Origin of the sequence: Aliinostoc sp. HNIBRCY26 (genome assembly GCF_050235535.1) — a bacterium.
Taxonomy (GTDB): Bacteria; Cyanobacteriota; Cyanobacteriia; order Cyanobacteriales; family Nostocaceae; genus Trichormus.
Genome location: NZ_CP189852.1, coordinates 6,938,729 through 6,952,334 on the forward strand (window position 1 = coordinate 6,938,729; position 13,606 = coordinate 6,952,334).

The window sequence follows — 13,606 nt, forward strand, 5'->3', positions numbered from 1 at the left end:
CCTCTTCCATTCACAATTCCCAATTACAATACCCGCAAAATGCTGGGAACGCTATCAATTGCTGCTAAACTCTGGATTTCGGCGACGGCTTGGCGAAAATCGCCTTCTTTTACGTCATGGGTGACAACTACAATCTCTGCTAAGTCTCCTTGAAAACCAGTCTGCACAATTGACTCTATACTTACGCCATGATTACCAAAGCAAGTCCCCAATTTACCGATGACTCCCGATTGGTCTTGGGTGAGGAATCGGGCATAAAATCGAGTTACGAGGTCTGATATGGGGGCAATTTGGCAATAATCCTCATGTCTACAAGTTAATAGAGGATTGGGTGCGGCGGTATTACTTTTCACGGCTGCGACTAGACTTAAAATGTCGGAGGTTACAGCACTAGCAGTAGCACCTTCACCCGCGCCGGGGCCAAAGAACATCACCTGACCGATGGGTTCTCCTTCTACCAAAATGGCGTTATAAACACCGTTAATGCTGGCTAAGGGATGCGCCTTGGGTACAAGGGTGGGATGAACTCTGATAGATAATTGGGCAGCATCGCTGACTTTATTAGTAGCGATCGCTAGTAATTTAATCACAAATCCCAATTTTTCGGCATAGGCTATATCAGTTTTACTAACTTGGCGAATTCCTTCACAATGGACATCTTGTAAATGAATTCGACCATCAAAAGCTAAAGATGCCAAGATGGCGATTTTATCTCCAGCATCCAAACCATCAACATCTGCCGTAGGGTCAGCTTCCGCGTAACCTAAGCGTTGAGCATCCGCTAACACATCAGCAAATTCGCTACCTTCTGTTTGCATCCGCGTCAGGATGTAGTTGGTAGTACCGTTGACTATACCAGTGACAGTATGAATGCGGTTCACACTTAAAGCTTGTTTTAAGGGTTGAATGACTGGAATTCCACCCCCTACCGCCGCCTCTAACATGACGTATAAGCCTGCTTGATTGGCAGTGGTGAAAATTTCTGCCCCAAAGCGAGAAATGGCGGCTTTATTGGCGGTAACAACGTGTTTACCATTTTTCAACGCTTGGAGAATGAGCGATCGCGCTGGCTCTAATCCTCCCATCACCTCGACTACAATATCTACTTCGGGGTCATTGACAATTGCTTCTAAATCTGTAGTGATGACCTGTGTAGGTAATTGTACATTACGGGGTTTAGCGAGCGATCGTACGCCCACACGATAAATTTCAATTTCTTGCAATAACGGATGACGACCAGCTGCATCTTGCAGCAACTTTACCGTTCCTGTTCCGACTGTACCTAATCCTAAAATTCCCAGCTTTACACCCACAAGCTTGCACCCAATTTTACCAATAACAATTGTAGGGTGAGTTATTCACCCACCCTACAGATTATCGTTTGTTAGTTGTTTTTGTCAGTCGTCTCAGTCTCATACTGTGGACTATTGACTCATGACTATTGACTAATTACTAACTTAGTATGTTTCAACGTGCCAACGGCCTGCTTTTTTGAGTTCTTTTTGATAGTCACTCCAGGTTACACCTTCTTTAGCAGCAGCAGCAGTTAACGCAGCATCAATCCCGTCTTCCATACCGCGCAAACCGCAGATGTAAGTGTGGGTTTTTTCATTTTTGATCAATTGCCACAGTTCATCAGCGTATTCTGCTACGCGGTCTTGAATGTACATTCTACCGCCTTGGGGATTTTGTTGTTCCCGGCTGATGGCGTAGGTCAAGCGGAAGTTATCGGGATACTTCTGCTGTATTTCTTCCAATTCTTCTTTATATAGAATGTTAGGAGTTGTAGGAACGCCAAAAATCAACCAAGAAAATCCTTTAAATTGGTAATCTGGGTTAGCAGCTTTTTCTGCATCCTTAAACTGCCGCCACAGGTAAGTACGCATGGGGGCGATACCTGTACCAGTCGCCATCATAATGACGTTAGCTTCTGGGTCATCGGGTAACAGCATTTCTTTACCCACAGGGCCGGTGATTTTCACATCATCCCCAGGTTTTAACTGAGTGAGGTATGTAGAGCAAACACCGTAGACTGTTTCGCCGGTTTCTGGATGCTTGTATTCTAATTGACGCACGCACAGTGAAATTGTCTTATCATCAACATCATCACCGTGACGAGTAGAGGCAATAGAGTACAGTCTCAGCTTTTCTGGCTTACCATTTTTGTCTAGACCAGGGGGAATAATCCCAATACTTTGACCTTCGAGGTACTTTAAATTACCTTCAGAAAGGTCAAATTTTAGGTGTTGAACAATACCAATCCCGCCTTCCTTCACTAACGTTTCGTTAGAAATACACTTACCAATAAATGGTGCATTGGGGCGGTAGGTGTTTACGGGAACGTCAGCGTGGGCTTTTTTGGCTTTCGCTTGAGTCATGGTGTTGCCTTTGTTATCCTTATTCTTCTGCTGTTCTTCAGCTGGTTCACTTTTTGCTGTTACAGGTGTGGCTTTACCATTGAGTTGCTGTAGCCCGCTCACGGATTGAATGCTCACAATCTTACCGCCTAAGCGAGTGATACGCTGCATTTCTTGATTCATGCGGTTGTAAGGCACTCTAATGAACACACTGCCACTTTTACGAATAGGATAGTTCGTTTGATCAGTTTCTTCACTCTGACGCAGACCCACCACTTCGTAAACGAAGATGCGGCTACCTGATTCTCCATTGGCAGCACCTTCAAAAGCACCTTGATTGAACATTCTTTCTACCACTCCGATACTTACTTAACCGTTTATCAAAAAAACTTTTCCCATCACAAGCTAGCTTTAGTTTATCGGATCTGGTGTTCCTAAAACTAGCGTTTTGAGAAAGTGGCACTAAGTAAATAATGCCCAGCATTGATACACTCACCAAGGATATGGGGGCTTCAGTAGTGGAAGTAATATACACACCCGCTTAACTTCTAAGGTTAGAGGATAAGTCTTGGGCATAATGTTAATAATGAGTCAATTTAATCTTTTCTTCTATGCTGCTTTGTAATTGGGCATCAAAAATGGGGCGTGGGATGTTTCTTCCCTTGCTCCCTGCTGCCAATCACTATTGTTGAGAGTAAATCTTGTATGGGTTACACCATTCTGTTAAAATCACCTGTAACACTAGGATTAAATACTTACCCTTCGTCAACATTCAGATACTCAGATTACCGACAGCCTCACATATAGTAGCTGTCACAATATCTGCTCAGTAGTTCTAAAATGAGACGAAAAAGTAAATAAACTTCAGCACCTTCTGCTGTTTGACAGCCAGTGGAAGTAAAACTAAAACGCTTGTGGATTCGGTCTGATGAGGACTAAATTCTACTTTGGTTTAGTCTAGTTAAGAGGATGAGAAGCAAGAATCTCTAGAATTTGTTTCAGGAGAGTGTCACAGGTGGCTTAAGTAGCAAGAACGCAGGATAAACCAAACGGGTAGACTCCTGGCTTCACATTCTGCTGTGAAAAAAATATTGATTGACACATTTAGTTTTTAGAGGAGATTTATGACAAGTAAGCCGGAACGCGTGGTACTGATTGGAGTAGCCGGAGACTCTGGGTGCGGTAAATCTACGTTTTTGCGTCGGTTGATCGATTTGTTTGGGGAAGAGTTTATGACAGTCATCTGTTTAGATGACTATCACTGCTTAGATCGCAAACAACGTAAAGAAACCGGGATCACTGCACTTGACCCTAGAGCCAATAACTTTGACCTAATGTATGAGCAAATTAAGGCTCTTAAAGAAGGTCAATCGATTAATAAGCCGATTTATAACCACGAAACCGGCATGATCGATCCCCCAGAGATCGTAGAACCAAACCATATTGTTGTGGTTGAGGGTCTACACCCCCTGTATGATGAACGGGTGCGATCGCTGCTCGATTTTAGCGTTTACTTCGACATCAGCGATGAAGTAAAAATTGCCTGGAAAATCCAACGCGATATGGCAGAAAGAGGCCATCGCTATGAAGATGTCTTAGCCGCTATCAACTCTCGTAAACCCGATTTCCAAAAATACATCGAACCCCAAAGAGAATTCGCCGATGTAGTCCTGCAAGTATTACCTACCAACTTAATTAAAAACGATACAGAACGTAAAGTTTTACGGGTACGGATGCTACAACGGGAAGGCAAAGAAGGATTTGAACCAGTTTATCTCTTTGATGAAGGTTCCAGCATTCAGTGGACTCCCTGCGGACGCAAATTGACCTGTTCTTACCCAGGTATGCAACTATACTATGGTTCTGATGTTTACTATGGTCGTTACGTCTCCGTATTAGAAGTAGATGGACAATTTGATAACTTAGAAGAAGTCATCTACATCGAAAATCACCTCAGCAAAACATCCACCAAGTACGAAGGTGAGATGACCCATCTGTTGTTACAACACCGTGAGTATCCTGGTTCTAACAATGGTACTGGTTTATTCCAAGTGTTAACAGGTCTGAAAATGCGTGCTACTTACGAACGTTTAACATCAAAAGAAGCCCAGATAGCAGTTCAAGTTTAAAACAGCAGTGTTTGTGTCAAGAATTTAGGGGTTACTCGCGAGTAACCCCTTTTTTTGTAGATATACGGGCAATTTTACATAGTAAGTACAAATTACAGTAACTCGCTCCACAAAAATGTAGCTTTACTAACAAATTGAGCAATTATCATCATTTGGGCATGGGAAATTGGGTATTTAATTTTGAACTTTGGATTTGGGATTGATTTAACCTCTTTAAGACTAGTTCACGGAAAGTAACTAATGGATGTGTCAATATTGTTATGATTTCAGTAATTAGTAGCTGCACTAAGTATTGAGACTTTAGTCAGCGAAAATACTATTACAGGGGGAATACTCTATTGTCTCGACGTTATTTATTTACTTCCGAGTCAGTTACCGAAGGTCATCCCGATAAAATCTGTGATCAGATTTCTGACACGATTTTAGACACCTTACTCGCACAAGACCCCTCTAGCCGTGTTGCCGCAGAGGTAGTGGTCAATACTGGCTTGGTGTTAATCACTGGTGAAATCACCACCAAAGCTAATGTCAATTATGTCAATATTGCCCGCAAAAAAATTGCGGAAATTGGCTACATTAATGCTGACAATGGCTTTTCTGCCAACAGCACTAGTGTAATTGTGGCTTTGGATGAACAATCACCAGATATTGCCCAAGGCGTAAACACAGCCCATGAAACCCGCCAGCAAGATAGTGATGAACTATTTGATTCTATTGGTGCTGGTGATCAAGGGATTATGTTTGGTTTTGCTTGTAACGAAACCCCAGAACTCATGCCCTTGCCTGTGAGTTTAGCGCACCGCATTGCGCGCCGACTCGCCGCAGTACGTAAAACAGGAGATTTGTCCTACTTACGTCCTGACGGTAAAACTCAGGTGACTGTTGTTTACGAAGATGGTCGTCCTGTCGGGATTGATACCATTCTGATTTCTACCCAACACACAGCTACCATCGGCGATATTACCGATGAGGCCGCAGTGCAAGCCAAAATTAAGCAAGACCTGTGGACTGCTGTAGTCGAACCTGTGTTTGGCGATTTGGAAGTTAAACCAGACCAAGACACACGCTTTTTAGTTAACCCCACTGGTAAATTCGTGATTGGTGGGCCTCAAGGTGATTCCGGTTTGACGGGACGCAAAATTATTGTAGATACCTACGGTGGTTATTCCCGACATGGTGGTGGTGCTTTCTCTGGTAAAGACCCCACAAAAGTAGACCGTTCTGCCGCTTATGCAGCTCGTTATGTAGCTAAGAATATTGTGGCGGCTGGGTTGGCAGAAAAATGTGAAGTACAGTTGAGTTATGCCATTGGTGTAGCGCGACCTGTCAGCATTTTCTTAGATACCTTCGGTACTGGTACAGTCGATGATGAAACCTTACTGGAACTAGTCAAACAAAACTTTGAACTACGCCCGGCGGGAATTATTCATGCTTTCAACTTACGTAACCTCCCAAGTGAAAGAGGCGGACGTTTTTATCAGGACGTTGCAGCTTACGGTCACTTTGGACGCAATGATTTAGATTTGCCTTGGGAACGTACCGATAAAGCTGAATTTTTGAAGCAAGCAGCTAGTCAGGCTATGTCAGCTGCGATCGCTCAGGCTTTAAAGTAGAGAAGCATCCTACTCCACAAAAGATTTAAACCATCATTAATCTACCCTTTGCTGAGTTTCATGCTCAGTAGAGGGTTTTCTGTTACTCATACGTGTTACAAAATCACTGAATTAAAAGCCGAAATGACGCTAATTGATAGAAAAATTGCCGATATTGATGATAATATTTGCTGTATCCCAAAAAAAGTTTTGTTCTTGTTCCTATTGTCTTGCTAATATTGCACTCTAGAACCAAAACAGTTTCGTAAAAAGTTCCCTACTTGCGTTTGATATTAAGTTTTCCTGTGCTGAATGTGTTCAAAGTCCCCGTAAAGTAAAATAGCCCATTGGATGGCGGTGCATTTTGAAGAATCAGTCTTTAGAATGCTAGTTGGGTGAAACCAAGTTACTTGGGAAGACTACCAAGACATTAGCTCGGAGATAGAAAAAATGGGTTAGAGTAAGGTATCATCATACCGCCATTAAAATCTGGCTGAAAACCATAGAGGAGAATAACCTGCTCCTAGAAGCAATTGTATTAGTCCACTGTCAACCAATTAAGCACGATATTATACACAAGTTAATATTCGTGTAAAAATTCGTATCAAAACTAATTGAATGTCAGAAAGTCATGCAAATTATCTAGGAGCCATTTGTTGCACTTGTAATCAAAAAAAATTATGTAAAGTGTTGATCAACATGGCAGTAATTTTACAAGCAAAACTTATTTAATAATTGTTGGGGGAGGAAGGAGATTTGAGGGATGCAAACTCAACAGCCAATCCCTGTGGAAAGCAGTTTAGAAAGCGAACAAGTGTCAATAGAAGAGACATCCAACAACGATGAACTTCCAACAATAGAATTTCCCTCACGGGGGAAACTCAAAGCTAGTTCTTGGCGCATACACCAAAAAATCGGCTACGGTTATTTTGTGGCCATTGGTATTGGCTTTTTCGGTTCACTCACAGGATTAGTCATTGCTAATTACTATCGCGGGAAAGAAATTCGGCAATTCACCCAAGCACAAGAACAACGGCAATTATTGAGTGATTATAAAGAAGCAGTGGTCAATGCACAACTGCACAGCTCTCATATTGTGGCCTTTCTCGAAGATGGACAACGACTCCCAGCAAAAAAAGCAGAATTCCTGCAAAATGTAGAGAGAGCTAGGAAATTAGAGCGCAGAATTGACAAATTTATTAATAGCAAGCCGACTAAAAAGTTAGCTGCAACTAGTGCTAACTTACAGGCTTTATTGCAAGATTATGCCTATTACTTAAAATCTTATGTTGATCAAATAGAGGCTGTATTAAAAGACAGTAATCAACAGCAAGTATCTGTAACAAGAGATAGGCTGTTACAAATTATGCGCGGTCAAACAGCAGTACAGTTAGACCAACTAGCAGAAAAATTAAGTAACATTTTACGCACAGCCGAAGAGCAAGAACAGGGAAGACAAAATGATGTAGAACAAGCTAAAGGCGTAGAGAGAATAATTGTGATGGTGAGTATGCTGGTGTCAGTGGCGATCGCCGCCATTATCGCATGGCGCACCAGTCGCGCGATCGCAGAACCAGTGATTATTGTCACCCAAGTCGCCGAACAAGTTGCACGCAAACATAATTTTGACTTACGCGCACCAGTTACCACGGAAGACGAAATCGGCTTATTGGCAAAATCTTTAAATCGGTTGATTGAGAGAGTATCAGAACGCACCAAGGAATTAGAACTAGCAAAGGAACAAGCAGAAGCCGCTAGCAAAGCCAAAAGTCGATTTTTAGCCAATGTCAGTCACGAATTACGTACACCCTTAAACGCAGTCATTGGCTTAAGTCAACTCCTCCAAGATGATGCGACTGACATTAACTTATCACCAGAATTTATCACCGACTTAGAAACCATCAACTCAGCAGGAAGACACTTACTAGAACTAATTAACGACATCCTCGACTTATCGAAAATTGAAGCCGAGAAAATGACTCTCTACCCAGAGACATTTGAGATTATGACGTTAATTAATAACATGGTTCTCACCGTCAAACCCGCTATCGAAAAAAATGGCAATGTGTTGGAAGTATATTGTGATCCACACTTAGGTACAATGTACGCAGATCAAACTAGGATGCGACAAGTTTTGTTAAATCTCTTAAGTAACGCTGCGAAATTTACCACCAACGGCAAAATTAAGCTGACAGTGAAAAATGATTTGCAAAATGCTTCCCTAGAAGCACCCCTGGGAATGATTACTTTCACAGTCAGTGATACAGGAATTGGGATGTCTCCCACACAACAACAACAGCTATTCCAGCCTTTTATCCAAGGTGATACCTCAACCACGAAAAAGTACGGTGGGACAGGACTAGGGTTAGCTATCAGCCGCCACTTTTGTCAGATGATGGGAGGGGAAATTTTGGTACAAAGTCAAATAGGAGTAGGTTCTACTTTTACCGTGCATCTACCATTGACAGTACAGGAGTAAACTGGGGAATAGGGAATCGGGAATAGGGAATGGGGAATCGGGATACAAGGTAGACAAGGTAGACAAGATAGATTATATTTCCTATGCCCAATGCCCAATGCCCCATACCCAATGCCCAAACTCACACCATGACTACTAGCATCGATTTTCTTAGCCACTTAAACCCCAGTCAACGTCAAGCCGTGGAACATTATTGCGGCCCTTTGTTGGTTGTGGCTGGTGCGGGTTCTGGTAAAACACGCGCCTTGACTTACCGCATTGCTAACTTAATTCTGAAACATCGGGTTGCACCGGAAAATATTCTGGCGGTGACTTTTACAAATAAAGCCGCTAGGGAAATGAAAGACCGTATTCAACGGCTATTTGCTGAACAGTTGGCGATGACAGAACATGGTCAACGGTTGGATTTATTGCCAGAATACGAACAAACGAAACTGCGATCGCGTGTTTATAAAAGTATAATTAAAGACTTGTGGTGTGGTACTTTCCACAGTTTATTCTCGCGAATTCTCCGTTTTGATGTTGATAAATATCAAGATGAAAAGGGGAGAAAGTGGGATAGAAATTTTTCTATCTTTGATGAGTCTGATGTCCAGAGTTTGATTAAAGAAATTGTTACTAAACAATTAAATTTAGACGACAAGAAATTTGAACCCCGTTCTGTTCGGTATGCTATTAGTAACGCCAAAAACCAAGGATTATCACCAGAAGAATTTGAAAAGGAACAGCCTAATTATCGGGGACGGGTGATTGCTGATGTTTACAACCGTTACCAAGATAAACTAGCAGAAAATAACGCCCTCGATTTTGACGATTTAATTCTTGTTCCCACCAGATTATTTCAACAAAACGAGCAAATATTGGGTTATTGGCATCGGAAATTTTGCCATATTTTAGTTGATGAATATCAAGATACTAACCGTACTCAATATGAATTGATTCGTCTATTGGTAACTAACGGGGAAAACAACAAGAATGATTGGGATTGGCGAAATCGTTCAGTTTTTGTTGTGGGTGATGCCGACCAATCTATTTATAGTTTTAGAATGGCAGACTTTACAATCTTGCTAGAATTTCAGGAAGATTTTGGTGATGGTTTACCAGATGAAGATACACGCACAATGGTGAAGTTAGAAGAAAACTATCGCTCTTGTGAAAATATTTTACAGGCTGCTAATGAATTAATTGAAAATAACACCCAACGGATTGATAAAGTCCTGAAGCCGACACGCGGCGCAGGAGAACAAATTTATTGCTACAAAGCCGATGATGAACTAGTAGAAGCCGACTTTGTCATTAAACAAATTCGCTACCTAGAAAATCAACACCCTGAATTGAACTGGGGAAGTTTTGCTATTTTATATCGTACTAACGCTCAATCTCGCCCCTTTGAGGAATTATTAGTCAGGAATCAAATTCCCTATACAGTAGTGGGTGGGATGAAATTTTATGACCGCAAAGAAATTAAAGATGTCTTAGCTTATTTAAGAGCGATCGCCAACCCATCTGATACAGTCAGTTTATTAAGAGTTATTAATACACCCCGCCGGGGAATTGGCAAAGCGACCATTGATAATTTAATGAATGCGTCTCAACAATTGGGTACAACTCTTTGGGAAATTTTAAGTGATGAAACCTCAGTTAATACTTTAGCTGGACGTTCTGCTAAATCTGTGAATAACTTTGCCCAAATGATTAACAAATGGCAAAATGAAATCGCTACTGTTCCCGTTTCTGAGTTGGTGATGGGGGTATTAGACGATTCTGGTTACGTGCAGGATTTGCAAAGTCAAGGGACAGATGAATCCGAAGACAGAATCCAAAACGTCCAGGAACTTTATAACGCCGTGCTGCAATTTCAAGAAGAAAATGAAGACGTTTCTTTAACAGCATTTTTACAAAGTACCGCCCTCAGTTCCGATTTAGATAACTTAAAAGAGGGACAAACCGCAGTTTCTTTGATGACATTGCACGCCTCTAAAGGGTTGGAATTTCCTGTAGTCTTTTTAGTGGGATTAGAACAGGGATTATTTCCCAATTATCGCTCCATGAACGACCCAGCCGCCTTAGAAGAAGAACGGCGTTTGTGTTACGTAGGAATTACCCGCGCGCAAGAAAGGTTACATTTATCCTTTGCGCGAGAACGCCGCTTATATGGTTCACGCGAACCCGCAATGAGATCGCAATTTCTCGATGAGTTACCCACAGAACTATTAGCACACCCCCATCAAAGCCGACAAACTTACACAAAAACTTCTCAAAATAACGGTAAGCAAGCAACGACAACAAATTGGCAAGTAGGGGACAGAGTATTACATAAAACCTTCGGCATAGGTGAAATAACTCATATCTTCGGTGAAGGGAATAAAGTTTCTGTCGCCGTTAAATTTGACAGTTTAGGAAAGAAGATTATTGATCCCAGGGTAGCGCAGTTGCAAAAGCTAGACTAATATTTCCCACACCCCACACCCTGGGGATTCCTTTTTTAATTCTGATGAAAAATTAGGAATAATTGAGTACAAATATTAGATATTCCTTACGCAGAACGCCAATTTTCAATTTGTAAACTGGCTATTCGTTGAAACTCTCGAATGTTTGATGTGACAAGAATGTGGTTGTGAGTTATTGCGGTTGCAGCAATCAATACATCATAAGCACCGATAGGAGTACCTAATTTTTTGAGGTTGCTTCTAATTTGGGCGGCTTGTTCAGCTTCAGTTAAACCAAAAGGAATAATTGTCACTGTAGTTAATAATGTTTCAATTAATGATTGAATTTTGATGGCGCGTTGGGGATTGATTGCTAGTCCATACTTTACTTCCATCACCGTTAAAGACGAAATAAAAATATCTTTGGGATTGCTAGACTTGAGTTTTTTGAGAGTCATTTCCTCTCCCTTGACAAAATCACTAATTACGCAAGTATCAAGTAAATAACCCATAGTTAAAACTCTATTTCATCAGTTGGAAGCAGTTCATCTCGGTAGGACTCAAAAACGATACTTTCTGCTATGCCTTGATGTTGTATGATATTTTCCGGCCAAATATTCGGTTTTGTTTCTAAAAAAGTCACGAAGACTTTACTTTCAGTAATACCTTGTGGTATTTCAGTCAGTTCAATTTGTCCGTTTTTATAAATTCCTTCAATAGTTTTAAGCATTCTTGTCTAGTTTCTGTGTCAGTTTCCCTATTAGCTAATTCCATTGTAGTTTCTACACGCACTGAATATTAGTTTTTACTTTCATCTATAAATATTCGTAAAATACAATATCGAGCATTTACCTTCAATCATGGGAGCATTAAGTTAATTGGTTAAGCAGCGACTAGATACATTACTAGTAGAGTTAAATTTATGTAATTCCCGTGCTTTAGCACAGAGATTAATTCAGGCGGGGGAAGTGATGGTGAATGACCAGGTAATTGATAAGCCTGGATGTGAAGTTGATGCTGCTGCTCAAATTAGAATTAAGGAGCAATCGCAAATTTTAACTAAGTTTTGGCAATTTGATAATTACTGATTTCTTCTCTAGTAATTTCAGCATAAAGTACATCAGGGTCAAAATCTGCGCCGTTTTCCCAGTAAATAGTTCCCCATTCCGGGTTGATTTTTACTTGTTTGAAATAGTCAATATTTTGTAGCGGTGCAAAAACCCCTGTAAAGGAAATTAACTTACTAATATCAATAATGCCTTGTTGGTTGTCTTCAAATTTGATGTATAGTTGATAACCTTCTCTCGCTTCAACTGCAATGATATCTTTGAGCATGACTTACTCCAGTGGTTCGATTTTCTCTACAGGATCATTGACTCTAGCTTTTTCCCAATTATTCATCAATTCTGTTTTATGTAAATTTGCCCATTCAATTACCAGTGCTAATACTCTGGAAGAGAGTTTACCTTCTAGTATCGATAAAGTTTCGATATCAATAATTGCTTTTTGTTGATTATAGCGGACGTGAAAATGTGGCGGTGGATGATCGTTATAATACATGGTGATAATAATTCCAAGAAAACGGCTAATTTCTGGCATTAGTTCACCTCTATGACTAGCTGATCACGACTATTAACATACCAAAGAAGTGATCGCTATACAAAAATTTCAAAAAATTTATTTTTCAACAACAGGAGAATCAAGTTAATTGGTTAAGCAGCGACTAGATACATTATTAGTAGAGTTAAATTTATGCAATTCCCGCGCTTTAGCACAAAGGCTAATTCAAGCGGGGGAAGTGATGGTGAATGAACAGGTAATTGATAAACCTGGGACAGAGGTTGATGTTGCTGCTCAAATTAGAATTAAGGAGCGATCGCGTTTTGTCTCTCGTGGTGGTGATAAACTCGCTAAAGCTTTAGAATTATTCGCCATTCCTGTATCGGGTAGGGTGTGCTTGGATGGGGGGATTTCTACAGGCGGTTTTACTGACTGTTTACTCCAAGCTGGGGCGAAATTAGTTTACGGTATTGATGTTGGTTACGGACAAACTGATTGGGGTTTACGCAATAATCCCCAGGTGGTGTTGCGGGAACGTACCAATTTACGACAACTACAACCTGGGGATTTATATGGTGAAGATGACCCGATTCCTGATTTAGCGGTGGTGGATGTTTCGTTTATTTCCTTAACTAAGATTTTACCTGCTGTTTGGCGACTCACTCAACCCCCGCGTGAAGCCGTCTTGTTGGTCAAGCCTCAGTTTGAGGTGGGAAAATCTCGTGTGGGTAAAAAAGGCGTGGTACGCGACCCCCAAGACCAAGCTGATGCGATTTTTCAGGTGTTGCGAGTCGCGAGTGAAATGGGTTGGCGATACAAAGGTTTAACTTGGTCGCCAATTACAGGCCCGGCGGGAAATATTGAATATCTCTTGTGGTTGGGAACAGAAGGAGAGGAAACACCACCGCCGGATTTCAGTGCAATTCAACAAGTGACGCTATTGGCTGCTGTTGATTTGCAGTGAGGGGATTGGGGATTGGGGACTGGGGACTGGGGACAAGGTAGACAAGGTAGAATTTATTTCTCAACTCGACACCTACCACTCAGCACTCAGCACTCA

The 13,606-nt window shown here is 41.3% G+C and carries 11 protein-coding genes and 1 pseudogene; 6 read left to right on the forward strand and 6 right to left on the reverse strand.

Annotated elements, in window-relative coordinates:
* Positions 1 to 23: 23 nt before the first annotated feature.
* On the reverse strand, positions 24 to 1,313 hold the full coding sequence (locus ACQFX9_RS29275) for a homoserine dehydrogenase (RefSeq protein WP_427160011.1): 1,290 nt from the start codon (positions 1,311 to 1,313) through the stop codon (positions 24 to 26).
* Positions 1,314 to 1,457: 144 nt separating this feature from the next.
* Positions 1,458 to 2,702, reverse strand: coding sequence for a ferredoxin--NADP reductase (gene petH / locus ACQFX9_RS29280; protein WP_427160012.1), 1,245 nt, complete (start codon positions 2,700 to 2,702; stop codon positions 1,458 to 1,460).
* 779 nt (positions 2,703 to 3,481) lie between these two features.
* Here petH and ACQFX9_RS29285 point away from each other — a divergent pair.
* From ACQFX9_RS29285 to pcrA, 4 genes are all read left to right on the forward strand, one after another.
* Positions 3,482 to 4,486: a phosphoribulokinase gene (locus tag ACQFX9_RS29285; RefSeq protein ID WP_236143580.1), complete on the forward strand. Its 1,005-nt coding sequence runs from the start codon at positions 3,482 to 3,484 to the stop codon at positions 4,484 to 4,486.
* A gap of 338 nt (positions 4,487 to 4,824) precedes the next feature.
* Positions 4,825 to 6,099, forward strand: a complete 1,275-nt coding sequence (gene metK, locus ACQFX9_RS29290; RefSeq protein WP_427160013.1) for a methionine adenosyltransferase — start codon at positions 4,825 to 4,827, stop codon at positions 6,097 to 6,099.
* A gap of 742 nt (positions 6,100 to 6,841) precedes the next feature.
* Positions 6,842 to 8,557, forward strand: coding sequence for an ATP-binding protein (locus ACQFX9_RS29295; protein WP_427160015.1), 1,716 nt, complete (start codon positions 6,842 to 6,844; stop codon positions 8,555 to 8,557).
* 128 nt (positions 8,558 to 8,685) lie between these two features.
* On the forward strand, positions 8,686 to 11,007 hold the full coding sequence (pcrA, locus tag ACQFX9_RS29300; RefSeq protein ID WP_427163032.1) for a DNA helicase PcrA: 2,322 nt from the start codon (positions 8,686 to 8,688) through the stop codon (positions 11,005 to 11,007).
* Between the two features lie 86 nt (positions 11,008 to 11,093).
* On the opposite strand, the gene ACQFX9_RS29305 is transcribed toward pcrA, so the two are convergent.
* Entirely contained in the window at positions 11,094 to 11,498 is a 405-nt protein-coding gene (locus ACQFX9_RS29305; RefSeq protein WP_427160016.1) for a type II toxin-antitoxin system VapC family toxin, read from the reverse strand.
* A gap of 2 nt (positions 11,499 to 11,500) precedes the next feature.
* Positions 11,501 to 11,716: a hypothetical protein gene (locus tag ACQFX9_RS29310; RefSeq protein WP_427160017.1), complete on the reverse strand. Its 216-nt coding sequence runs from the start codon at positions 11,714 to 11,716 to the stop codon at positions 11,501 to 11,503.
* Positions 11,717 to 11,864: 148 nt separating this feature from the next.
* Between ACQFX9_RS29310 and ACQFX9_RS29315 the strand changes: the two are divergent.
* Positions 11,865 to 12,050, forward strand: a pseudogene (locus ACQFX9_RS29315) (S4 domain-containing protein); the annotation flags it as partial.
* Here the strand turns inward: ACQFX9_RS29315 and ACQFX9_RS29320 are convergent.
* Together ACQFX9_RS29320 and ACQFX9_RS29325 are read right to left on the reverse strand one after the other, a co-directional pair.
* On the reverse strand, positions 12,046 to 12,321 hold the full coding sequence (locus tag ACQFX9_RS29320; protein ID WP_427160018.1) for a DUF2442 domain-containing protein: 276 nt from the start codon (positions 12,319 to 12,321) through the stop codon (positions 12,046 to 12,048). The pseudogene ACQFX9_RS29315 and the gene ACQFX9_RS29320 overlap by 5 nt on opposite strands.
* Before the next feature lie 3 nt (positions 12,322 to 12,324).
* A complete protein-coding gene (locus ACQFX9_RS29325) occupies positions 12,325 to 12,585 on the reverse strand; it encodes a DUF4160 domain-containing protein (protein WP_427160019.1) in 261 nt (86 codons plus the stop codon).
* A 109-nt stretch (positions 12,586 to 12,694) separates the two neighbouring features.
* Between ACQFX9_RS29325 and ACQFX9_RS29330 the strand changes: the two genes are divergently transcribed.
* Entirely contained in the window at positions 12,695 to 13,510 is an 816-nt protein-coding gene (locus tag ACQFX9_RS29330; protein ID WP_427160020.1) for a TlyA family RNA methyltransferase, read from the forward strand.
* Positions 13,511 to 13,606: the final 96 nt, after the last annotated feature.

Excerpts from the sequence above, each read along its gene's own strand:
- petH (WP_427160012.1), bottom strand. The coding sequence starts at position 2,702 with ATGTTCAATCAAGGTGCTTTTGAAGGTGCTGCCAATGGAGAATCAGGT.
- ACQFX9_RS29285 (WP_236143580.1), top strand. The coding sequence starts at position 3,482 with ATGACAAGTAAGCCGGAACGCGTGGTACTGATTGGAGTAGCCGGAGAC.
- ACQFX9_RS29295 (WP_427160015.1), top strand. The coding sequence starts at position 6,842 with ATGCAAACTCAACAGCCAATCCCTGTGGAAAGCAGTTTAGAAAGCGAA.
- pcrA (WP_427163032.1), top strand. The coding sequence starts at position 8,686 with ATGACTACTAGCATCGATTTTCTTAGCCACTTAAACCCCAGTCAACGT.
- ACQFX9_RS29305 (WP_427160016.1), bottom strand. The coding sequence starts at position 11,498 with ATGGGTTATTTACTTGATACTTGCGTAATTAGTGATTTTGTCAAGGGA.
- ACQFX9_RS29310 (WP_427160017.1), bottom strand. The coding sequence starts at position 11,716 with ATGCTTAAAACTATTGAAGGAATTTATAAAAACGGACAAATTGAACTG.
- ACQFX9_RS29320 (WP_427160018.1), bottom strand. The coding sequence starts at position 12,321 with ATGCTCAAAGATATCATTGCAGTTGAAGCGAGAGAAGGTTATCAACTA.
- ACQFX9_RS29325 (WP_427160019.1), bottom strand. The coding sequence starts at position 12,585 with ATGCCAGAAATTAGCCGTTTTCTTGGAATTATTATCACCATGTATTAT.